Source organism: Hyphomonas sp. KY3, from assembly GCF_017309975.1.
GTDB lineage: Bacteria > Pseudomonadota > Alphaproteobacteria > Caulobacterales > Hyphomonadaceae > Hyphomonas.
Map to the genome: position 1 here is coordinate 1,134,951 of NZ_CP022271.1, position 20,585 is coordinate 1,155,535.

The window sequence follows — 20,585 nt, forward strand, 5'->3', positions numbered from 1 at the left end:
ATTGCGGCGCTAGTCACCGGCATACTTTCCCCCCGCCCATGTCGAGATGAAAATGATCGGCATGGGCGGCATTGTATTCAGGCCCCAGCGTCACCGAGAACAAATCGCACGCACCCTTGTGAAGACGCCGCAGGAATTTCTGCTCCGCCCCTCCTGCATCCCAATGCGTTTTCACGCTGATGAGACGGCCATCCTCAAGGCGGAAACCCGATACATCAATCGCATTGCCCAGCCCGTGCTGGGACATTCGTCGTGTGCCAGCGATGTTGCGACAGGAAAAGCTTCCATAGGTCTCGATCCGCGCAATCGGAGAGCCAAGGACCTCGATTGCTGCGGGGCGGGCAATATGGCGTTCCCAGGAATACAGCGCGGCCGCCTGACCACACGTCATGCGCAACGTCGCCGAATATGGCGTCAGCGTCTGGTCCAGCGTCAGGGCGTTTGTCAGCCCGCAACCGCCGTCCAGCTTCTGGTCTTCCAGCGGTGTGTACAGCACGCCCGCATCGTCCAGCGCGGCAAAACACACTTCGCGGTTTCGCTTGGTGCGGGTCAGCTTGTGCCATGTCCCGATGCCGGGCGTTTCGGTCAAATCGACCGGCGCAAAGGGATTGTGGCGCGGAGGCGCCAGCCAGAAGAAGGCCAGCAACACCAGCGCCGGCAGGCTTATCAACAGGATCCATGCCCGGATTGCACTCATCAGCAGCTGCGCCCTTTTCCTTTCCTTAACCAAAGCGACGTTTGTGTTAACGTGCTCCGGCCCTTGAGTCGCTGACTTTAATCAAGGGCCTGCACCAGAATGTGGCACGAACTGCAAAGAGGCCAGAATGTCCGATTTGATTGACGGGACGCCGGAAGACCGGATCATCAACGAGCCGATGAGCGAGGCGCTTTCCAAGCGCTATCTCGCTTACGCGCTGTCGACGATTACGTCCCGCGCGCTGCCTGATGTGCGCGACGGCCTGAAACCCGTCCAGCGCCGTATCCTGTACGGTATGCGCGTCCTGAAGCTTGACCCCGAGGGCGGCTATCGCAAATGCGCCAAGATCGTTGGCGACGTGATGGGTAACTTCCACCCGCATGGCGACAGCTCGATCTACGATACGCTGGTGCGTCTCGCGCAGGACTTCACCGTTCGCTATCCGCTGGTCGATGGCCAGGGCAATTTCGGCAATATTGATGGCGATAGCGCCGCTGCCTATCGTTACACCGAAGCGCGCATGACGGTTGCCGCCGAGCTGTTGCTGGATGGCCTCAACGAGAACGCAGTCGATTTTCGCGCCAACTATGCCGAGAATGATGAAGAGCCGGTTGTCTTGCCAGCCGGATTCCCGAACTTGCTCGCCAATGGTGCGACCGGCATCGCGGTTGGCATGGCCACCTCCATCCCGCCCCACAACGCTGCCGAGCTGATCGATGCGGCGCGTCTGCTGATCGAAAAGCCCAAGGCGACGACGGCGGAACTGATGGATTTCGTCCAGGGACCAGACTTCCCGACCGGTGGCATCATCGTCGAAACCAAGGAAGCCATGCTTCAGGCCTATGAGACCGGTCGCGGCAGCTTCCGTATGCGCGCGCGCTGGGAAGTCGAAGACACTGGTCGTGGCACTTATCAGATCATCGTCACCGAGATTCCCTACCAGGTTCAGAAGTCGCGCCTGCTCGAAAAGCTGGGCGAGCTGATCGAAGCGAAGAAACTGCCCCTGCTCGACGACGTGCGCGACGAGAGCGCCGAAGATGTGCGGCTCGTCTTGGTCCCGCGCTCGAAAACCGTCGAGCCAGAAGTCTTGATGGAGAGCCTCTACAAGGTCTGTGACCTTGAAACTCGCTTCAGCCTGAACATGAACGTGCTGCACAAGGGCGCTCCCCAAGTCATGGGCCTGAAGGATGTGCTGCAGGCCTATCTCGATCATCGCCGCGAAGTCGTTGTGCGCCGGGCCGAGTTCCGTCTCGACAAGATCGAGAAGCGATTGCACCTGCTTGATGGCTATTTGATCGCCTATCTCAACATTGATGAGGTGATCCGCATAATCCGGTATGAGGACGAGCCCAAGGCTGTGTTGATGTCGACCTTCGGTCTGACGGACATTCAGGCTGAAGCCATCCTCAATCTTCGTTTGCGGGCATTGCGCAAACTGGAAGAGATGGAAATTCGCGGCGAGCATGACCGGCTCAGCGCAGAGCGCGAAGACCTGATCAAGCTGATCGGCTCAACACGCCGCCAATGGAGCAAGGTTTCCAAGGAGCTGAAAGAAGCCCGCGAGGCCTTCGACCCTGACTCTGAACTCGGTCGCCGCCGCGCGACGTTTGGCGAAATGGCGGAAGTGGATCTCGCAGCCGCTCTGGAAGCCACACTGCCGAAGGAGCCGCTGACTATTGTGCTGTCCCAACAGGGCTGGATTCGCGGCATGAAGGGGCACGGGCTCGATCCGGAATCAGCCAAGTTCAAGGACGGTGACGAACTCTACCTTTCCGAAGAAGTGATGAGTACGGACAAGATTATCCTCATGGCATCCGACGGACGGGCCTTTACGCTGCCGGCGGACAAGCTGCCGGGTGGACGCGGACACGGCGAGCCGATCCGCCTGTCCATTGATCTGGAAGACAGTGTCGACATTGTCACGATGTTCCGCTTTGAGCCGGACCGCAAACGCGTCGTCGCTTCCAGCGAGGGCTATGGTTTCGTCGTCGAAGAGAAAGAGCTGGAATCCAACCGCAAGGCTGGCAAGCAGGCCGTGAATACCGGTAAGGGCGAGTTGAACATCTGCGTGCCGGTTGAGGGTGATATGCTGGCCGTGGTCGGATCGAACCGGAAACTGTTGATTTTCCCTCTGGATGAGTTGCCGGAGATGGCGCGCGGCAAGGGCAACAAGCTGCAGTCCTATAGTGGCAAGTTCAAGCTGCGTGACCTGATGACCTTCGACAAGCGTGACGGACTGATTGTCATGACGGGCGGTCGCCACCGCGCCTTCCCCGAATGGGAAGAATGGATCGGCAAACGCTCACAGGCTGGCAAGGCCGTACCGAAGGGCTTCCCACGCGGCGGCACGTTCAGCGGTTAGGCTGACGGGTCCAGCCCGAAAGCCTTGTAGGCATCCTTTTGACTACCCCAAAATGGGGTGATGTGGGAGGGAACCTGAAGCTTTGTCACCGGTTGGGCCTCGAACGGCGTCGCAGGTTTCGGGCCAACCAGTACAGCGTTGAACTCGCCATCCCTCGCATTGTCCAGAATCCACTCCGGTCGCTTGCCGGTCAGCTTCTTGATATCCTGACCGTAAAACCGTTTCGCGTCGCGGTACTCCTGTTGCCATTGTTTCTTGTACCGGCTGAGGTCCACGTTCGGATTGAGTTTCCGGGCTGACGCGACCCGATCCTCAACCGGGATAACGCGGCCCGGAACTGAGACGTAACATTTCCTGGTTGGAGAATTGTCGAAGGAGATGATCCCCGTTCGCGAAGCATCCACTCCATTGGCAATGGCACCCGCTTCATAGGAGTTGATGACCACACCGTCGATTTCCACACCGGGGGCGCGCTGAATGTTCCAGAGAACGGAGTCATAGGATGTGAGGTACAGGAAAACCGGGGTATCGGTCTCCGTCACAAGGACGTCGATCTGGCGGGCGTTGTTTACCGCATTTCCGATAGCCATACCGAGCGCTTCGCGCTGCACGGCCGTCTTGGCGTTTTTTGTCCTCTCCCGGATCATGGCTTTGCGCTCGGCAATCGCTTCTGGCGTGTCCTTTCGGTTGATATGGTGCAGCGGCGTCCGGACCCCGCCACCATAGGTGTAGACATAGGCCGCACGCGCATTGTTGCCGGCCTTAGGAGTCCGGCAGGATGCATTCGTGCGCACGGCCTCCGGCTGGGCGGGAAGGATTGATGGGCTCAGCGAGGGCGTGCCTGTTGTGACCTGTCCATAGGTGACCGGGGCCTGCCCCTCCGCGATGACGAGCGGTGTGGCGGCCTCAATGGATGTGCCGCCCGCATTGCCGCATGCGGATGCGAAAAGAAGGGTTGTTGCCAGCACAGTATTGCGCATTCCAGGCCTCCCACCATGAAGGTTTCCTCTGGATCTATAGCAATCTAGAGTTTCGATTGAGTTGACGGGGTGGCTGAAATTCCATTTTGGCCGAAAGGAAACACCGTGGGCAGATGTCTTACCGGTCGAGCAAGGCCATTGTGTCCGTCATCAGCGAGCCGATCTCGGTATGAAGGACGAGATCGGCGAACGGGTCCTGATCGGTCGGTTCACGATTGACGATCACCATGCGCGCGCCGTTGCGTTTGGCTTCCATCGGAATGGCCGAGGCCGGGTAAACCACAAGTGACGAACCGAGCACGATCACAAGGTCGCAGAGTAACGCTTCCTCGCTGGCCCGCAGCATCTTGTCTTCGGGCATCGATTGGCCGAACGAGATGGTCGCATTCTTAAGCAGGCCCGTGCAGAAGATACAGGTCAGATCCTCGTCTTGTTCCCAGCGAGGCTTCAGCGTCTCGAATTCGTAGCGCTTTCCGCATTGCAGGCATTTGGCATAGCTCGCATTGCCATGTATTTCGATGACCTGATCGTCTGGCACGCCGGAATCCTGATGCAGGTTGTCCACATTCTGTGTGACTACGGAGCTAACCTTCCCGCGCTTCACCAGATCGGCGATGGCATAGTGGCCCACATTCGGTTTGGCACCGGTCCAACCTTCGGCGCGACTGAATACGCGCCGCCAGGATTCCCGGCGCGCATCGCGTGAGGCGACGAAATCCTGGAAATAGATCGGGGACATTTTGCTCCAAACGCCGCCAGGACTTCGGAAATCCGGAATGCCGCTCTCGGTGGAGATGCCAGCTCCGGTGAATACCATCACCCGGCGGGCGTCTGAAATCATGCGTGCGAGTTGGCCTGAATCCGTCATGAGCATCTTCTATGCATTACTGTCTGCGCCTCCCCTCACTAGCAGCTAAAGATTTGAAAGAATTTGTAAAGACGGGCCGTTGGGAAGAAGCACGCGAATTTCTAAACGACCGTACCGAAGGCTGCACCGATCAAGCCGGTGACAAGCATGGCAGCAGCCCCCCAGAATACGATTCTCACAATGGCTTTGAACTTGCCCGCGCCGCCCGCCTTGGCCGAAGCCATACCAAGCAGGACCAGCGCCAGCAGGGACACGCCCGCCACAACAGGTGTGACCAGATCCGCCGGTGAGAACACGGCTGCCAACAGAGGCAGGACCGCGCCTACGGAAAAGCTGAGCGCAGAACTGACAGCTGCCTGAATGGGCCGCGCTGCTACAATTTCGTTGATGCCAAGCTCGTCTCTCGCATGGGCTTCCAGCGCATCCTTTTCGGTCAACTGCCGCGCGACCTCATAAGCGGTGTCCTTTTCGACACCGCGATTCATGTAGATGTGCGCAAGTTCAACCAGTTCGGCTTCGGGATGGTCCCGCAGCGCTGCGCGCTCGATCTCGAGGTCGGCTTGTTCAGTGTCAGCCTGCGACGAGACAGAAACATACTCCCCTGCTGCCATCGACATCGCACCCGCCACCAAGCCTGCAAGGCCTGCGGTCAGGATCGCGCCGGTGGAGGCTGCAGCGGACGCAACGCCGATCATCAGGCTGGCGGTCGACAGTATTCCGTCATTCGCGCCAAGCACCGTGGCGCGCAGCCAGCCGATGCGGTGGCTGTAATGATGCTCGCCGAGCGGAAAGGGTGAGGCCATGATCATCTCCTGGTTCCGGGAAATCAGGCGACAAATCGGCATGGGGGTCAAGCCTCCGGCTTGACGCAGATCAGATCGGAGGCGCTATGTATACATGCCGTCGCGCAGGTTGATGCCATGCTCGAGCCAGGCTTTCATGGCGCAAATCATTTGTGACCAGCCCATGCAATTGCCGTAGGAATTCGACAGGCCCTGATCCGTTGACGGCCACCCCTCTTCTGAAATGGAGACGATGGTGCGGCCATCCTCGGTCGGTTCGAACCGAATGGTGACGGTTGTTTTGACGCCATCTGTTCCATCTCCATCCCATTCCAGGACGATGCGTTTGTTTTCCTCCACGTCTACCACATTGACGGGGAAGGCACCGGGAAAGTCGTGGAAATCCCATATGACCGTCGCGCCAGCCTCCAGTCGGCCTTTTGCACCGCCAGTAGTGAAATAGCCAGATAGCTGTTTGGGGTCTGCGACGGCCTCGAACACGTCCTCGACAGGGCGATTGATACGCCCGCTTACTTCGAATTTCAGGTTCATCGTAGCCTCCCGCTATCGCTTGCCAGATCCAAGTTAATGTTATAAAAAGACAACATGTCAAGCGATGATAAAACTGACCTGATTTTCAGGGCGCTGGCCGCGCCGGTCCGGCGAAGCATGATGGATGCGCTGAAAGATGCACCTCAGACGACCGGTGACCTCTGCGCGCAGTTCAGCCAGCTCAACCGGTGCACGGTGATGCAGCATCTGGGAGTGCTGGAAGAAGCTGACCTTGTGCTCGTGCGTCGGGTTGGTCGCCAGCGCTGGAATTATCTCAATGCCTTGCCGATCAAACATATTCATGAGCGCTGGATCGGGGGCTATGCTTCTGATGCGGTCGCCCTGCTGGACCGCCTGAAAACTGATCTGGAAACTGAAACGGTCGCGTGAGCATCGCAGCGTCCCTTGCACTCTGCGCCGGGCCCGGATACCCCTTTTAAATCTGGTTCTTATGGAGGGACGCCCGATGAGCCCCATTCTAGTAGTTCTGGCCGCAATCGTCGCGATCGCTGGCTTTGTCATTCTGATCTACAACGGCCTTGTGATGAAGCGTCAGAGGGTCAATCAGGCCTTCGCGGACGTGGATGTCCAGCTGAAACAGCGTCAAAACCTGATCCCGAATCTCGTGGAGACCGTGAAGGGCTATGCGAGCCATGAGAAGGAAACTCTGGATGCCGTCATTTCGGCGCGGAATGCCGCACAAAGCGCGAGCACACCGGGGGAAATGTCCGCGGCCGAAGGCATGCTGACCGCATCGCTCGGCAAGCTGTTTGCGCTCGCCGAAGCCTATCCGGACCTCAAGGCGAACACGAACTTCCTTGAACTTCAGTCGGAACTGTCCTCTATCGAAGACAAGCTCGCCGCCGCGCGCCGCTTCTACAATTCGGCTGTTCAGGACTACAACACCTCCCGCGAACAATTCCCCGGATCCATCGTGGCGGGCATGTTCAATTTCGAAGGTCGCGAATTCTTCGATGTTGGTGTCGAAGGACGAGAAGCCTTGTCCACGGTGCCAGAAGTCAAGTTCTAGGCTATACTGCTGCCTCCGGATCAGGAGGTGGGACCATGAAATATCTTACGATCAGTGCGGCGCTTGTCCTTGGGTCTTGCGCCGCAAATTCTGCCGGGTGGAGTGCATCCACCTGGAGCGGCCTGCCGGATCGCACCGTGGCGGGGGGCGGCTACAGCTTCTTTGCCTCACCGGCCGAGGGTCAGGGCTTCAAACTCAAATTCTCGGTCAAGACTGATGGCACATTCGGCGTGGCCGAAGCGCCGACCGAAGATGCGCTGGTCGAGGCCGCCAGGGCTGCAGCGCCGGAGGGCTGCAATTTCGTGTCTCTGGAGCGCAGCGCAGATGGCGGCGCCGTGGCCGACTATGATTGCGGCTGAGCCGCGAACCATGGCTCCAGCAGGCTGAGCGCTTCTTCGATCTGTGCTGTCGACAGCGCAAATGAAAACCGCATGAAGCGATGGCCTTCAACCGGATCGAAATCGACACCGGGGGCTGTGGCAATGCCGGTATCTTCGAGCAGTTTCAGGCAGAAGGCCAGGCTGTCATCGGTATACTTCGATATGTCGGCATAGATGTAGAACGCTCCATCCGGCGGCGCGATCTTTTCAAGCCCGAGGCGCGGCAGGGCTTCAAGCATCAATTCGCGATTGCGGCGGTAGACCTCGACATGGCCGTCCAGTTCCTCCGCGCTGTCCATCGCCACGAGGCCAGCATGCTGGGACAGGGATGGCGGCGTCAGAAACAGGTTTCCGACATAGGCGCTGGTCCGCGCGGCCCCATCCCTGGGCGAGACCAGCCAGCCCAGTCGCCAAGCTGGCATGGAGAAGTATTTGGAAAACGAGTTTACGATGTACGCATCCGGATCAAATTCCAGCATGGAGCGGATGTCCGGCCCGTAGCTGAGGCCATGATAGATTTCGTCTGAGATGATGCGGATGTTTTTCGCGTTGGCGACGGCGGCGATAGCCGCAACGTCATCCTCGGGAATGATTGTGCCGGTTGGATTGGCGGGGCTTGCGATGATGACGCCTGCTGGGACCGGGTTGAGGGCGTCCAGCGCGTCGGCCGTCAGCTGGTAGCGCACGTCCGCGCCGCAAGCGATCTCCACGGGGTCGAGATTGAGCGCGCGCAATGTGTTGCGATAGGCCACATAGCCGGGGCGTGCGAGGGCGATCCGGTCACCTGGATTGAATGCCGTTGACAGCGCCAGTACGAGCGCGGGCGAGGCGCCGCAGGTCAGCGTCACCCGCCCCGGCGTCAGGTTGACACCATACTCATCCTTGTAGTGCTGGCAAATGCGTTCCTTGAGCGGACGGCTTTCCCAATACCCCATAGGGTCTGTGTCGAGAACTTCATGGGCTCGCGCAATCGCGCCTCTGGGCGCAGGTGTTGAGGGTTGGCCGAACTCCATATGCAGGATGCGGCGGCCCTCGGTCTTCAAATCATGTGCGCGCTTGCTGACCGAAATCGCGCGAAACGGATCAATGTCTTGTCCCATACTATCGGGCGATAGCCGCCGGCAACCAGGTTGCCAAGGCGGGAATTGCGGCAACCAGCCCGATCAACAAAAGCTGTAGCATGATGAAGGGTACCGCGCCCTGCCATATCTGCAGGGTCTTGATGCTCGCCGGGGCCGCGCCGCGCAGATAGAACAGGGCAAAGCCAAAAGGCGGCGTCAGGAAGCTGGTTTGCAGGTTCAGCGCCATCAGGATGGCCAACCAGACAGGATCAAAGCCGAGGATAATCAGCGGTGGCGCGACCAGCGGCACGACCACGAAGACGATCTCGATGAAGTCGAGGAAGAACCCCAGGACGAACATGACGATCATGGTCATGACCAGCGCGCCCCATTTACCGCCCGGCATTGAGTGTAGGATGTCGGCCACGATGTCATCGCCGCCATAGCCGCGGAAAACGAGACTGAACAGCGACGCGCCGATCAGGATCAGGAACACCATGCTGGTGATCTGCGTCGCGCTTTTGAGGGCGGGTAGGAGCTGGCGCATCCGGCGCAAGACGACGAGACCGGTGGCGACCCCGGCAAAGAAAACGATTGAGGCAAGGATTGTCAGGAGGATGCCGATCTCGTTCGTGCGGCCAATCGTGGCCACGCCGGTGCGCAGATCAAACAGGTTCCGGAGCAGGATGATCGCGATGACACTGCCGAGGCCCGCCATGAGCAGCCATGTGATGCGGCGCTCATGATCGTCATCGGCAAGGCGCAGGCCTGCGAGCAGGACGGCACCAGCCACGCCAATGGCGGCGGCTTCGGTGGGTGGAGCCACCCCGCCAAGGATGGCGCCGAGCACGGCCACGATCAACAGGAGCGGCGCGCCGAGCCCAAAAGCAACTTCCTTCGTGGTTAGCGGCGGACTGTCATCATCCTGTACCGGCGGGCAGCGCTCCGGGTGGCGAATGGCGGTCAGTGCGATCCAGCCGAGATAGAGGCCCACCAGCAGGAAGCCCGGAATCAGCGCGCCGGCGAACAGGTCTCCGACCGACACGACAAAAGAACCGGCAGAGCCAGTGGCCTGGCTCGCTTGGCTGGCGGCGTTCGAAATCGCATCGGCCAGCAAGATGAGCACAATGGAAGGCGGGATGATCTGGCCCAGCGTGCCTGAGGCGGCAATCGTGCCGGTGGCGAGACGCGGGTCGTAGCCCTGCCGGATCATGGTGGGCAGGGCAATCAGCGTCATGGTGATGACCGTCGCGCCGACAATGCCTGTGGATGCCGCCAGCAAGGCGCCCACCAGCACCACGGCATAGCCGAGCCCGCCGCGCACTTTCCCCAACAGGCGGCTGGCAATATGGAGCAGGTCTTCCGCGACACGCGAGCGCTCAAGGATAACGCCCATCAACACAAAAAGTGGAACCGCAATCAGGGTCTGGTTCTGCATGATCGAGCCGCCCATTATGCGGCTTGGCAGATTGCGCAAGAATGCCTCGTCGAACACGCCAAGACCAATTCCGACCAGCGCGAACAGCAACGCTATGCCGCCAAGCGTCAGCGCGACCTGATACCCTGCCAATAGTGCGAGAATGGCGCAGACGAACATGGAGAGGGCCAGGATGACTTCAAGTTCCATGGACGCCTCCATGGGGCTCTTCCTCGGCTACATCATCCAGCTTTCCGGTCAGGCGCAGAGCGGCTTTCAGCGCTTCTGACAAGCCCTGAACCAGCATCAGCACGGCAAAGGCTGGCAACAGCGTCTTGAACAGGAAGAGCAGGGGCAAGCCATCGGATTCCCGCGAGCCTTCGAACAGTGCCCAACTGCGGGCAAGGCCTTGTTCGGTCATCGCCAGCAGGCGGATGCAGATGGGGAAGAGGAACAGATATATGCCCGCCAGTTCGATCCAGTTGCGCCTGCGCGCGCCAAAGCGGGGCCTGAGAATATCGACCCGCACATGCGCATCGTCTCGAAGAGCTGAGGCCGAGCCGAGCATGAACATGGCGGCGAAGGCATAGATCACGATCTCGTTCAACCAGGTGAATGAGAGGCCAAAGGCATAGCGCAGCAGCACAACCAGCAATTGCGCGCCCACAAGAATGATCGCGCCGGCGATCGCGCCGCCAAGCGCCCAGCCAGAGACCGCATCAATGCGCGCGCTCAACCATTTGGCGATCCGCTCGACTGGGTCTGGCCAGATCGTGACGATCAGTGGCAGCAAGAGCAACGGCGACAGGGCAAGCCCCAGCCATTTCAATGCCCCGCCAAGCGTGAGGAAGATCTCCGGAGACATACCCAGCCCGCCCCCCGGCCTATTTGTTCGAATTGCGGGCGGCGTAATACGGCCCTTCGGACACGTCGGCCCAGCCACGCATCAACTTCAAGCCTGCCTCGAAACTCTCATAGATACGCTTCTCGATCCCATCCCTTCCGGAGGCCGCGCGGACATCCCAGGCGGCTTCGGCCATACGGCTGACGACTTCGTCTGGAAAGCTGCGCATCTGGACGCCATGTTTGCGTTTAAGCAGGTCCAGATGGACCGCATTCTGGTAGGTGAACTCGCCAAGCGATGTGTGATTCACGCTCTCGCAGGCGGCCTTGATGATCTGTTGTTCGCCAAGCGTGAGACCGTCCCAGACGCGGAGGTTCATGCCAACTGCGAGACTTGCGCCCGGTTCGTGGAAACCGGGTCCGTAGTAGTATGGCGCCTCGCGGTGAAAGCCGAGATAATAGTCGTTCCAGGGGCCAACCCATTCCGTCGCGTCGATCGCTCCGGTTTGCAGGGATTGATAGATTTCCCCGCCCGGCAGTGCGACCGAGGAGCCGCCCAGTGCACGCAGGACGTCGCCGCCCTGACCCGGAATGCGCATCTTGAGTCCGACAAGATCATCCAGCGTGTTGATTTCCTTGCGGAACCAGCCGCCCATCTGATGGCCGGTATTTGCGGCCTGGATGGATTTGATTCCGAACTGGGCTGACAATTCATCCCATAATTTCTGGCCGCCGCCGAAATCAATCCAGCCCATAAGTTCCTGTGCGGTCATACCGAAGGGAACAGCGGTGAAAAATGGATAGGCGCTGGACTTGGCCGTCCAGTAGTATTCGGCGCCATGATACATATCGGCCGAGCCATTCGAGACGGCATCGAAGCACTCAAAAGGCGGGACGAGTTCGCCGGCCGCATAGACCTTCACTTCCATCAGGCCTTCGGACATTTGCTGGATGCGCTGGGCTACGCGCTCGGCCGCTTCGCCAAGCCCCGGCAGGCCCTTGGGCCAGGTGGTGACCATGTTGAATCGGCGTCGATTGCGCGCAATTGCAGGCGCAGCAAGATCGGCCGCCTTTTCGGGATTGGCAAAAGCAGCAGCAGCGCCGGCAAGGCCGAGTGCGCCTGCACCCAGCAGGTTGCGTCTATGGATCATCTATCTCCCCATGCCTCCCCGGTCTTGGCCGGGCTAAAGGCTAAACCGTGTCATTCATCGTCGCCCAGCGGACGCCACACGTCGCCATCAAGCACTTCGAGCGGCTTGTAGCGCCGCTTGTAGTCCATCTTCTGGCTGCCCTTCACCCAGTAGCCAAGATACACGTGCGGCAGGCCCAGATCCTGCGCGTGCAAAATGTGATCGAGGATGAGGTAATGGCCGAGTCCCCTCGAGGTCAGCTCCGGATCAAAGAACGTGTAGACCATCGAAAAGCCATCCCGGAGCACATCTGTGATCGAGGCGGCGACCAGAGGCGCGTCCTCTTCCACGCCATCGCGATACTCGAAGATCAGGCTTTGCACCGGGCTGCCGCCAACCATGGCGCTGTAATCCCGATAAGACATGTCGGACATGCCGGCGCCATCATGACGGGTTTTCACATAGGATTTCAGCAGCCGGTATTGCTCGCGGCTCGGCTGGGCCTCGACCGGGCGGCGGATCAGAGAGGCATTGCGGTTCAGGGTGCGCCGGTCATTGCGCGACAGTTCGAAATCCCGCGTCGGCACGCGCACGCTGCGACAGGCATTGCAGCGCGGGCAAGCCGGGCGATATGCGATCGTCTGACTGCGCCGAAACCCGGCCTGGCTCAAGGAGTTGTGGACGAGATCTGCTTCCCCGATGGCCAGATTGGTGAACGCTTTCCGCTCTTTCTTGCCCGGCAGATAGGGGCAAGGGCTCGGATTGGTCACGTAGAACCGAAGCGAGCGCTCGAGCCCCGGGGGCAGGATCTGGGAGTCAGTGAACTTCATAAGTGCGACGATACACTTACAAATCGAACCGCCAAGGGGCGAATATGGTAAAGACGACCCAAAGTATGATCACCAACGGCCCGCCAAACTTCATGAAGTCCCCGAACTTGTAGTGCCCGGGACCCATGACCAGCATGTTGGTCTGGTACGCAATCGGCGTCGCGAAGCAGCAATTGGCGCCATAAATAACGGCCAGCAGGAAGGGTAACGGGTCTTCGACCTTCAACTCCGCGGCGGCTGACAAGGCGATTGGGGAAAACAGGATGGCTGTCGCCGCATTGGACAGGAGATTGGTCAGCAAGGCGACCGCGAGAAAGATCGCCGACAGGACGGCCAGCGTGCCATAGGGCGAAGCCAGATTGACGACCGAATGGGCGATCAGGTCAGCCGCGCCGGTCTTTTCCAGGGCCATGCCCATGGCCAGCGCCGCACCAATCACGAGAAAAATGCGCAGATCGAGTGCCCGGCTGGCTTGGCGTGTGTTCAGGCAGCCCGCGATCAGCATGGCGACGGCGGCCAGAACGGATGCGTGCAGGATCGACACAAAGCCCGTCGCCGCGAGGATCACCATGGAGATGGCAATCACCCGCGCTGCCAGCGCTTTGGTTGTGAGCGGGATTTCGGTTTGGGACCATTCCAGAAGGATCAGATCGCGGCTTGAGCGCAGCTCACGAAACGCTTCGACCGGGCCACACAAAAGCAGCGTATCACCGGATTCCAGCCGGATTTCGCCAAGCTTCGTCCGAATCATTCGGCTGCGGCGCTGGATACCAAGCGTCACGGCGCGGGTCAGGCGGCGAAAGCCGAGCATTTCGACCGTCCGGCCCACCATGCGCGAGCCGGGGGCGATGACGGCCTCGGTGAGGGCCAGCGAGCCGGGGCGCGAGAAATCCTCAAGGTCAGCGCCTGACGCCTGCCAGACCTGCTGCAGGAAATCCGGTTGGCGCGCCAGCACGTTCTGGAGCGCGGCGCGTGTCGCGGCAATGATGACCAGATCTCCAACTTGCAGGCTGATATCCTCATAGGGTGGCAGGATCGCCCGTTCACCACGCTGGATCATGCGGACGGTCATGTCGGGCAGGTCAGCGAACATGCCTGCGACTGGCTTCTTGCCAAGCAGGAAATGGCCATGTGTCACTTCGATCTGAGCGACGAATTGTTTGCCGGAGGGCTGGACGATGTCATCGGAAAGACCGCGCCGGTTCGGCAAAAGGAATTTGGAAAAGATCAGGATGTAAAGCAGGCCGGCGGCCGCAAGAATCAGGCCCATAGGGGTCTGGTCGAAGAAACCGAGTTGCTGGCCGGTGATCCGGTCATAGGATTCGGCCGCCAGCAGGTTTGTCGATGTACCGATCAGCGTGGTCATGCCGGCGAAGATCGACGCAAAGCTAAGCGGCATCATCAGGCGCGACTGCGGCGCGTTCATACGCATGGCGATGGCGGTCATCACGGGCAGGAACATGATGACGATGGGCGTGTTGTTGACGAATGCGCTGGTCACGAAGACCGCAAGGAAGGCCAGAATCAGAGTTGAGACGGGCCGCTTGTCATATCCCGCGAGCAAGGCCTTGGTCGGCCCTTCCAGCGCTCCGGTCTGGAACAGTCCCTGGCCGACCACGAGCAATGCCATGATGGTGATGAGGGCCGGGTTGCCAAAGCCTGACAACAGGTCTGCTGCGCTGATGGCTTCGCCGTCGACCCCGCGTGCACCGGGAATGATGAAAACCAGCAGCAGGGCTGCCATCACGCAAACCGACACGAACTCCATCGACCACCGGTCGAGCATGTAGAACGTGATCGCGGCGCAGACGATGGCGAGGCTCGCCCACATCGGCCAAGTTTGGACGAATTCAGATAGCATTACGGCTCCGGTTCATCAGCACGCCCCGACACGTCGCCAGAACGACTAGCCGTCAGAATGTAGCAATATGCTTATCCGGCGATTGGCTGACAAGTGCGGTTCACCCGGATTGAGAGGTCTGGTGTCGGCCAAACCTGTTACGGCGCGTACACGATCAGTGGAAACGCCTGCCGAGGCGAGGATGCGCCGCGCAGCATTCGCGCGCTCCGAAGAGATGTCCCAATTGGTGCGATTCGCGTCCAGCGAGGGAAATGCGTCCGTGTGGCCCTCAATGGTGATTGGCCCTGCAAGGCCAGAAATGGCCTGGCCAAGCTGAAGGGTCAGCGCTTCGCCAGCTTCGGTCAGGGCGCCGCTTTCGCTGGCAAACAAGGGGCGGGCATCGGTATCAACCAGGTTGAGACGAATGCCGTCTGGTGCCTGAATCAGTTGCAGATTGTTTCCGGCGGCAGCGAGCGACTCGTCTGTTCGCAGCGTCTCGTAAAGGCGAAACGTCTCGGACTGGCGAATTTCCACCAGCGGACCGTTTGCGGCGGCCGTGTCTTTGCCTGTGAAGTAGTCGGCGAACATGCTCCGCGAATCCGGGGAGACGCCACTGATCAGCCAGAGCATAAGGAAAAAGGCCATCAGCGCGGTCAGGAAGTCGGCATAAGCCATCTTCCATGTCCCCATCTTGCGACGGGGCGCAGCGGGCCTTCTGCCCGGAAAGCGTTGCGTATGAGTGGTGGCAATCGCCATGCGCTTCGTGTTCCTTCATTCTGACAGGAACCCGGTTTGTAGCAGGGCTTGGTTTATGGGCGTTGAGAACAAAGGGTGTGATTTCCCTGAAATTCAATCTAATTGGGTCCGCAGGACACACGGAGATCTGGCATGGCGAAAACGGCGTTTCTTGGCTTGGGGGTGATGGGCTTCCATATGGCGGGGCATCTGGCGGCCAAGGGCCATCAAGTGACTGTCTGGAACCGGACAGAGACCAAGAGCCTGGATTGGACCGCCCAGCACAAGGGCGAGGTCGCAAAGGACCCGGCGGCCGCAGCTTTCGGCGCTGAATATGTTTTCCTGTGCCTGGGCGATGATCCGGATGTTCGTGCCGTCTTCGACCAGTTGGAGCCCAGCCTCGGCGCGGGCATGATCGTGGTAGACCATACAACGGCGTCAGCGGATCTTGCGCGCGAACTGGATGAGCGCTGCCGTGTGAAAGGCACGCGCTTTGTGGATGCGCCAATCAGTGGCGGCGAGGCCGGCGCGGTCAATGGCAAGCTGACCATCATGTGTGGCGGCGAAGAGAAGGCATTCAATTCTGCCGAACCGGTGATGGCGGCCTACGGCAAGAATATGACGCTGATCGGTGAGAGTGGCGCGGGCCAGCTGGCCAAGTCGGTCAACCAGATATGTATTGCGGGCATCGTTCAGGGCTTGTCGGAGGGCCTGCACTTTGCCGAGAAGGCCGGGCTCGACGCGGAGAAAGTGATCGCAGCGATCAGCGGCGGGGCCGCCCAGAGCTGGCAAATGGAGAACCGCTGGAAAACGATGGTCGAAGGCCACTTCGAACACGGCTTCGCGGTCGATTGGATGCGCAAGGATTTGCGTATCACTTTGGAAGCCGCGAGGGAGAACGGAGCGAGCCTGCCGCTGACGGCGACGGTCGACCAGTATTACGCAGATGTTCAGGCCATGGGTGGCCAGCGCTGGGACACGTCCAGCCTGATCGCACGCTTGAAGCGCGGGTAGATAATCATGCGCCTGTTGGAAGTTCACCTGCCGAATGACGAACGCTACGATACCGTAATCCGGGCGGTGAAAGCGGCCGACCCGATCGATTATTATGTTCAGGATACTGAGCGCAAGGATCGCAAGCTGATCTCTGTCTTCATGCGGGAAGGCAGTGGCCAGTCACTGATCGACAATATCCAGACCGCGCTGGATACGTGCGATGATTTCCGGATCACCGTGCTTCCGGTGGAGGCGACTGCGCCAAACATTGAAGAGGCGACGGACCAGAAGGCCGACAAACGGGTTCAGGCGACGCGGGAAGAGATCTATTCCGATGTCTCCACGGGCGCGCGGCTGGACCGGGATTTCATCATCATGGTCGTGCTGTCGACCATTGTGGCGGCGATTGGCCTGAACTCTGACGGCATCGCCGCTGTGATCGGCGCCATGGTGATCGCGCCTCTGTTGGGGCCGGTACTTGGCTTTTCGATGGGCGCTGCGCTGGGCGATTTCAAACTGCTGAAGCGGGCCTCGATCACGCTGGGGTCCGGAATCGCGATCGCGCTTGTCTGTGCATGGCTATTGTCGTTTGTACTCCAGATTGACCTGCAAAGCCGGGAGCTGATGTCACGCGCTGAAGTGCGTCTGGACGGGCTGGCTCTTGCCATGGCGGCTGGTGGTGCGGCGGCCCTGTCCCTGACGCGCGGGCAGGCCTCGGCTTTGGTCGGCGTGATGGTCGCCGCTGCCTTGCTGCCGCCGGGTGCGGCACTGGGTCTTTTTGTGGGAGCAGGTCACTGGACATTGGCATTGCGGGCAGGCTTGCTCCTGTCTCTGAATGTGGTGGCCCTGGTTCTGGCGGCCTTGATCGTGTTCCGGCTGCGGAAGATCCGGCCGCGTGCCTGGATAGACCAGAAGAATGCCGACCGGGCCGTGTGGATCAATGCGGGACTTTCGATCCTGCTGCTGGCCGCTGCCACCGCATTGATCCTTTGGCTGGACCTTGGCGCTGAGGTGTCGGTCGGCTAGGCTCGTCCGGTCAGGGAGGGGCACATGGCCAAATCGGACAACAAGACCAAGCCGACCCCAGTTTCGCCAGCGGAATTCGTCGCGGCGGTCGAGCATCCCACGCGCCGCGCTGATGGCGAAAAATTGCTGGGCTGGTTCGAGGAAGTCACGGGCTATACACCCCGGATGTGGGGACCGAGCCTGGTGGGGTATGGCCGCTATCATTACAAGTATGACAGCGGTCGCGAAGGCGACATGCTGATCACCGGATTCTCGCCGCGCAAAGCCAATCTCGTCCTGTATATCATGCCGGGATATCGCGACATGAGCGACAAGCTCGCCCGGCTGGGCAAGCACAAGGTCGGCAAGAGCTGTCTTTACATCAACAAGCTCGCCGACATCGACATGGACGTCCTGCGCGAGATCGTCGAGGATGGATTCTCTTACATGAAAGAGAATTACGATACGTGGCCGGAATAATCTGGCTGTATCTAACGGGAATGTGATCGGAACTGCCAGCGGGGCGGGTCGTTTAACTTGTGAAAGCAAGATTGGAGATCCCCCTGCATGACCGACCTTCTCAAGACGATCAACCCGGCCACCGGCGAGACGCTGAAGACCTATGCCCGCATGAGTGATGACGAGATGGCGCTCGCTATCGAGCAGTGCCAAGCTGCCTACCAAGACTGGCGCCAGCGCAGTCTCGAAGACCGCGCGAAAGTCATCAAGGCCATCGGCGATGAGTTGCGCAAGCATGTCGATGACTATGCCGAGCTTATGACCAAGGAGATGGGAAAGCTCTATCGCGATGGGCAGGAAGAAGTGAAACTGTGCGCCGGGATTTGCGACTATACTGCTGAGCAGGGCCCGAAAGAACTGGCCAGTGAAGAACGCGATATCATGTCGGGTCGCAAAGGCATCGTGACCTATTCCCCGATTGGCATCGTCTATGGCATCCAGCCTTGGAACTTCCCACTCTATCAGGCGATCCGCTATTCCATCTCCAACCTCATGGCGGGCAATGGCGTTCTGCTGAAACATGCCGAGACCTGCACGGGCAGTGGATTGATGCTGCGCGATATTTATGAAGCCGCAGGCCTGCCGAAACATCTCTTCACCGTTCTGTTGATCTCGCACGACCAGTCCGATGCCGTGATCGAGAATAACCTTGTACGCGGTGTGACCCTGACCGGCAGCGACGGCGCCGGCCGCGTGGTGGGTGAGAAAGCCGGCAAGGCACTGAAGAAGACTGTGCTGGAGCTTGGCTCGAACGACGCTTATCTGGTGCTGGAAGATGCCGATGTGGACCTCGCCGTCGAGACATGCGTGAAAGGGCGCCTGTTCAACAATGGCGAAACTTGCGTGAACGCCAAGCGCTTCATTGTGACTGAGGAAGTCTATGATGAGTTCACCGAGAAATTCGTGAAGGCAATGGCGGACATCAAGCTCGGCGACCCGTTTGCCGAAGACAGTGATCTGGGGCCAATGGCCCGCGCTGACCTGCGTGAAACGCTGCATGGCCAGGTCAAGGACAGTGTTGAAAAAGGCGCGACCATTCGCTGTGGCGGTGAAATCCCTGACATGCAGGGCGCCTATTATCCCTCGACCGTGTTGACTGATGTGGCGCCGGGCCAGCCCGCCTATGACGACGAATTGTTCGGTCCCGTGGCTTCGGTGATCCGCGCCAAGGATGATGACGATGCGATGCGGATTGCCAATGACAGCCGGTATGGCCTTGGCGGCGGCATTTTCTCGCGCAATGAAGACCGCGCGATTGAGCTGGCCTGTAATCATTTCGACACCGGCATGGTGAGGATCAACGGGTTTGGCATTGCCGCTCCAAACATGCCGTTTGGGGGCGTGAAGGATTCCGGATTTGGCCGGGAACATGGCGGCTTTGGCATGAAGGAATTCGTCAACGTCAAAGCAGTTTTCGTATACTGATCAATGTACTGGCCCGGCACGCCGCCGGGCCATTTGCTGCTTGGCGGGTTTACATATGTCTCAGAAGCCCTAGGTATGGCCTCAGTTCAACGGAGCACCCGTGCGCGCGACGCGGCCTCTGAAATTCCACCCACCACGATTGGAGCGAGACCATGACGCAAGTGAAAACGGGCGATACCGTACACATCCATTACACCGGCACCCTCAATGACGGCACCACATTCGACAGTTCAGAAGGGCGCGAGCCGCTGACATTCGAAGTCGGATCCGGCCAAATCATACCTGGCCTCGACTCTGCCATTCCGGGCATGACCGTTGGCGACAAGAAGACCGTTAATGTTGCGTGTGATGACGCCTATGGTCAGATGAACCCGGCCATGCGCCAGGATGTGCCTCGCGCAGATATTCCGGCGGAGATTCCGCTGGAAGTTGGCTCACGCCTTCAGATGCAGACCCAGGATGGGCAAGTGATCCCTGTGACAGTGGCTGCCGTTGAAGAGGAATCTGTAACGCTGGACGCCAACCATCCATTGGCCGGCGAAGACCTGACCTTCAACATCGAACTGGTAAAGATCGGCGAAGCTGCCTAATTTCTTCCGAGTTCTCGAATTCAAAGCGGCGGGTACCCAGAGTGGGTGTCCGCCGTTTTTCGTTTCAGGCAGCAGGAATGGCAGGCGAGGCGGTGGCCTTCCGGTTGGGTCGATTTGAATTTGGTCAGGTCATCCGTATCAGGATGTGTCGGGAGCAACAGGTGAGGTTCCTGAGATGGTGACGGCTTTCGCCTGTGTCACCGCTGCCACACAGCATTTTGCGAGCGGGACCAGGCCCGTGACGAGATTTTCGGGCAGATCGCTCCAGCGTAACGGGCGCTCCCATGCCGGCATCACCGGCGCGGTGTATTGATAGCGCTGTGGGTTGGGCGCATCCGCCATCGCCGTTATGTAGATGTTGCCGAAGCGGTCAATGCGCAGCAGCACAGTGCGCCCGGTCTCCTCCTGCCAGGCTTCAAGCCGGCGCAGATTCAGCCAGAGCCAGGGCCAGAAGAGTGGCCAGACAAAGGCATAATAGCGGGCGTGACGCGGGTCTGTCATGACGTGCATTATAGGCCGAGCACGGAGGGGTGGGATAAAGTT

The 20,585-nt window shown here is 59.7% G+C and carries 22 protein-coding genes; 9 read left to right on the plus strand and 13 right to left on the minus strand.

What is annotated here, in order from left to right:
- Positions 1 to 13: 13 nt before the first annotated feature.
- On the minus strand, positions 14 to 697 hold the full coding sequence (locus CFA77_RS05785) for an extensin family protein (protein ID WP_206992636.1): 684 nt from the start codon (positions 695 to 697) through the stop codon (positions 14 to 16).
- 127 nt (positions 698 to 824) lie between these two features.
- Here CFA77_RS05785 and parC point away from each other — a divergent pair, with 127 nt between their 5' ends.
- Positions 825 to 3,059, plus strand: coding sequence for a DNA topoisomerase IV subunit A (parC, locus tag CFA77_RS05790; protein WP_034813994.1), 2,235 nt, complete (start codon positions 825 to 827; stop codon positions 3,057 to 3,059).
- On the opposite strand, the gene CFA77_RS05795 is transcribed toward parC, so the two are convergent.
- From CFA77_RS05795 to CFA77_RS05810, 4 genes are all read right to left on the minus strand, one after another.
- Positions 3,056 to 4,039, minus strand: coding sequence for a hypothetical protein (locus CFA77_RS05795; protein ID WP_206992637.1), 984 nt, complete (start codon positions 4,037 to 4,039; stop codon positions 3,056 to 3,058). The genes parC and CFA77_RS05795 overlap by 4 nt on opposite strands.
- A gap of 118 nt (positions 4,040 to 4,157) precedes the next feature.
- Positions 4,158 to 4,913 (minus strand): Sir2 family NAD-dependent protein deacetylase, encoded by a 756-nt coding sequence (locus CFA77_RS05800; RefSeq protein ID WP_349677877.1) that lies wholly within the window; start codon positions 4,911 to 4,913, stop codon positions 4,158 to 4,160.
- 95 nt (positions 4,914 to 5,008) lie between these two features.
- Positions 5,009 to 5,716, minus strand: coding sequence for a VIT family protein (locus CFA77_RS05805; protein ID WP_371822986.1), 708 nt, complete (start codon positions 5,714 to 5,716; stop codon positions 5,009 to 5,011).
- A 78-nt stretch (positions 5,717 to 5,794) separates the two neighbouring features.
- Positions 5,795 to 6,241, minus strand: a complete 447-nt coding sequence (locus CFA77_RS05810) for an SRPBCC family protein (protein WP_206992639.1) — start codon at positions 6,239 to 6,241, stop codon at positions 5,795 to 5,797.
- Positions 6,242 to 6,295: 54 nt separating this feature from the next.
- Between CFA77_RS05810 and CFA77_RS05815 the strand changes: the two genes are divergently transcribed.
- The 3 genes from CFA77_RS05815 (at position 6,296) to CFA77_RS05825 (ending at position 7,630) form a co-directional block, all read left to right on the plus strand.
- Positions 6,296 to 6,631 (plus strand): helix-turn-helix transcriptional regulator, encoded by a 336-nt coding sequence (locus CFA77_RS05815; protein WP_206992640.1) that lies wholly within the window; start codon positions 6,296 to 6,298, stop codon positions 6,629 to 6,631.
- Positions 6,632 to 6,707: 76 nt separating this feature from the next.
- Entirely contained in the window at positions 6,708 to 7,271 is a 564-nt protein-coding gene (locus tag CFA77_RS05820) for a LemA family protein (RefSeq protein ID WP_206992641.1), read from the plus strand.
- Positions 7,272 to 7,306: 35 nt separating this feature from the next.
- The gene (locus CFA77_RS05825; RefSeq protein WP_206992642.1) at positions 7,307 to 7,630 is read left to right on the plus strand and encodes a hypothetical protein; all 324 of its coding nucleotides are present in this window, start codon (positions 7,307 to 7,309) and stop codon (positions 7,628 to 7,630) included.
- Here the strand turns inward: CFA77_RS05825 and CFA77_RS05830 are convergent.
- The 7 genes from CFA77_RS05830 to CFA77_RS05860 are packed head-to-tail and all read right to left on the minus strand — an operon-like array spanning position 7,615 to position 15,528.
- A complete protein-coding gene (locus tag CFA77_RS05830; protein ID WP_206992643.1) occupies positions 7,615 to 8,751 on the minus strand; it encodes a pyridoxal phosphate-dependent aminotransferase in 1,137 nt (378 codons plus the stop codon). The genes CFA77_RS05825 and CFA77_RS05830 overlap by 16 nt on opposite strands.
- A gap of 1 nt (position 8,752) precedes the next feature.
- Positions 8,753 to 10,339, minus strand: a complete 1,587-nt coding sequence (locus tag CFA77_RS05835) for a TRAP transporter large permease subunit (protein WP_034814361.1) — start codon at positions 10,337 to 10,339, stop codon at positions 8,753 to 8,755.
- Positions 10,329 to 10,994, minus strand: a complete 666-nt coding sequence (locus tag CFA77_RS05840; RefSeq protein WP_206992644.1) for a TRAP transporter small permease subunit — start codon at positions 10,992 to 10,994, stop codon at positions 10,329 to 10,331. The genes CFA77_RS05835 and CFA77_RS05840 overlap by 11 nt, the downstream gene beginning before the upstream one ends.
- Before the next feature lie 19 nt (positions 10,995 to 11,013).
- Positions 11,014 to 12,123 (minus strand): TRAP transporter substrate-binding protein, encoded by a 1,110-nt coding sequence (locus CFA77_RS05845; RefSeq protein ID WP_206992645.1) that lies wholly within the window; start codon positions 12,121 to 12,123, stop codon positions 11,014 to 11,016.
- Positions 12,124 to 12,173: 50 nt separating this feature from the next.
- On the minus strand, positions 12,174 to 12,932 hold the full coding sequence (locus CFA77_RS05850; protein WP_206992646.1) for an arginyltransferase: 759 nt from the start codon (positions 12,930 to 12,932) through the stop codon (positions 12,174 to 12,176).
- Positions 12,933 to 12,948: 16 nt separating this feature from the next.
- Positions 12,949 to 14,793, minus strand: a complete 1,845-nt coding sequence (locus CFA77_RS05855) for an SLC13 family permease (RefSeq protein WP_034813979.1) — start codon at positions 14,791 to 14,793, stop codon at positions 12,949 to 12,951.
- Between the two features lie 45 nt (positions 14,794 to 14,838).
- On the minus strand, positions 14,839 to 15,528 hold the full coding sequence (locus tag CFA77_RS05860; RefSeq protein ID WP_206992647.1) for a flagellar motor protein MotB: 690 nt from the start codon (positions 15,526 to 15,528) through the stop codon (positions 14,839 to 14,841).
- A 132-nt stretch (positions 15,529 to 15,660) separates the two neighbouring features.
- Between CFA77_RS05860 and CFA77_RS05865 the strand changes: the two genes are divergently transcribed.
- From CFA77_RS05865 to CFA77_RS05885, 5 genes are all read left to right on the plus strand, one after another.
- Positions 15,661 to 16,521, plus strand: a complete 861-nt coding sequence (locus CFA77_RS05865; protein WP_206992648.1) for an NAD(P)-dependent oxidoreductase — start codon at positions 15,661 to 15,663, stop codon at positions 16,519 to 16,521.
- Positions 16,522 to 16,527: 6 nt separating this feature from the next.
- On the plus strand, positions 16,528 to 17,529 hold the full coding sequence (locus tag CFA77_RS05870) for a TIGR00341 family protein (RefSeq protein WP_206992649.1): 1,002 nt from the start codon (positions 16,528 to 16,530) through the stop codon (positions 17,527 to 17,529).
- Positions 17,530 to 17,553: 24 nt separating this feature from the next.
- Positions 17,554 to 17,988: a DUF1801 domain-containing protein gene (locus CFA77_RS05875; RefSeq protein WP_206992650.1), complete on the plus strand. Its 435-nt coding sequence runs from the start codon at positions 17,554 to 17,556 to the stop codon at positions 17,986 to 17,988.
- Positions 17,989 to 18,075: 87 nt separating this feature from the next.
- Positions 18,076 to 19,452: an NAD-dependent succinate-semialdehyde dehydrogenase gene (locus tag CFA77_RS05880; RefSeq protein WP_206992651.1), complete on the plus strand. Its 1,377-nt coding sequence runs from the start codon at positions 18,076 to 18,078 to the stop codon at positions 19,450 to 19,452.
- 152 nt (positions 19,453 to 19,604) lie between these two features.
- Positions 19,605 to 20,042, plus strand: a complete 438-nt coding sequence (locus CFA77_RS05885; protein WP_034813971.1) for a peptidylprolyl isomerase — start codon at positions 19,605 to 19,607, stop codon at positions 20,040 to 20,042.
- Positions 20,043 to 20,180: 138 nt separating this feature from the next.
- On the opposite strand, the gene CFA77_RS05890 is transcribed toward CFA77_RS05885, so the two are convergent.
- On the minus strand, positions 20,181 to 20,543 hold the full coding sequence (locus tag CFA77_RS05890; protein WP_206992652.1) for a hypothetical protein: 363 nt from the start codon (positions 20,541 to 20,543) through the stop codon (positions 20,181 to 20,183).
- Positions 20,544 to 20,585: the final 42 nt, after the last annotated feature.

Coding starts and splice junctions, on each gene's coding strand:
- CFA77_RS05845 (WP_206992645.1), bottom strand. CDS start 12,123: ATGATCCATAGACGCAACCTGCTGGGTGCAGGCGCACTCGGCCTTGCC.
- CFA77_RS05840 (WP_206992644.1), bottom strand. CDS start 10,994: ATGTCTCCGGAGATCTTCCTCACGCTTGGCGGGGCATTGAAATGGCTG.
- CFA77_RS05785 (WP_206992636.1), bottom strand. CDS start 697: ATGAGTGCAATCCGGGCATGGATCCTGTTGATAAGCCTGCCGGCGCTG.
- CFA77_RS05830 (WP_206992643.1), bottom strand. CDS start 8,751: ATGGGACAAGACATTGATCCGTTTCGCGCGATTTCGGTCAGCAAGCGC.
- CFA77_RS05815 (WP_206992640.1), top strand. CDS start 6,296: ATGTCAAGCGATGATAAAACTGACCTGATTTTCAGGGCGCTGGCCGCG.
- CFA77_RS05800 (WP_349677877.1), bottom strand. CDS start 4,913: ATGCTCATGACGGATTCAGGCCAACTCGCACGCATGATTTCAGACGCC.
- parC (WP_034813994.1), top strand. CDS start 825: ATGTCCGATTTGATTGACGGGACGCCGGAAGACCGGATCATCAACGAG.
- CFA77_RS05860 (WP_206992647.1), bottom strand. CDS start 15,528: ATGGCGATTGCCACCACTCATACGCAACGCTTTCCGGGCAGAAGGCCC.
- CFA77_RS05885 (WP_034813971.1), top strand. CDS start 19,605: ATGACGCAAGTGAAAACGGGCGATACCGTACACATCCATTACACCGGC.
- CFA77_RS05870 (WP_206992649.1), top strand. CDS start 16,528: ATGCGCCTGTTGGAAGTTCACCTGCCGAATGACGAACGCTACGATACC.
- CFA77_RS05855 (WP_034813979.1), bottom strand. CDS start 14,793: ATGCTATCTGAATTCGTCCAAACTTGGCCGATGTGGGCGAGCCTCGCC.
- CFA77_RS05825 (WP_206992642.1), top strand. CDS start 7,307: ATGAAATATCTTACGATCAGTGCGGCGCTTGTCCTTGGGTCTTGCGCC.
- CFA77_RS05805 (WP_371822986.1), bottom strand. CDS start 5,716: ATGATCATGGCCTCACCCTTTCCGCTCGGCGAGCATCATTACAGCCAC.
- CFA77_RS05810 (WP_206992639.1), bottom strand. CDS start 6,241: ATGAACCTGAAATTCGAAGTAAGCGGGCGTATCAATCGCCCTGTCGAG.
- CFA77_RS05850 (WP_206992646.1), bottom strand. CDS start 12,932: ATGAAGTTCACTGACTCCCAGATCCTGCCCCCGGGGCTCGAGCGCTCG.
- CFA77_RS05820 (WP_206992641.1), top strand. CDS start 6,708: ATGAGCCCCATTCTAGTAGTTCTGGCCGCAATCGTCGCGATCGCTGGC.
- CFA77_RS05880 (WP_206992651.1), top strand. CDS start 18,076: ATGACCGACCTTCTCAAGACGATCAACCCGGCCACCGGCGAGACGCTG.
- CFA77_RS05835 (WP_034814361.1), bottom strand. CDS start 10,339: ATGGAACTTGAAGTCATCCTGGCCCTCTCCATGTTCGTCTGCGCCATT.
- CFA77_RS05875 (WP_206992650.1), top strand. CDS start 17,554: ATGGCCAAATCGGACAACAAGACCAAGCCGACCCCAGTTTCGCCAGCG.
- CFA77_RS05890 (WP_206992652.1), bottom strand. CDS start 20,543: ATGACAGACCCGCGTCACGCCCGCTATTATGCCTTTGTCTGGCCACTC.
- CFA77_RS05795 (WP_206992637.1), bottom strand. CDS start 4,039: ATGCGCAATACTGTGCTGGCAACAACCCTTCTTTTCGCATCCGCATGC.
- CFA77_RS05865 (WP_206992648.1), top strand. CDS start 15,661: ATGGCGAAAACGGCGTTTCTTGGCTTGGGGGTGATGGGCTTCCATATG.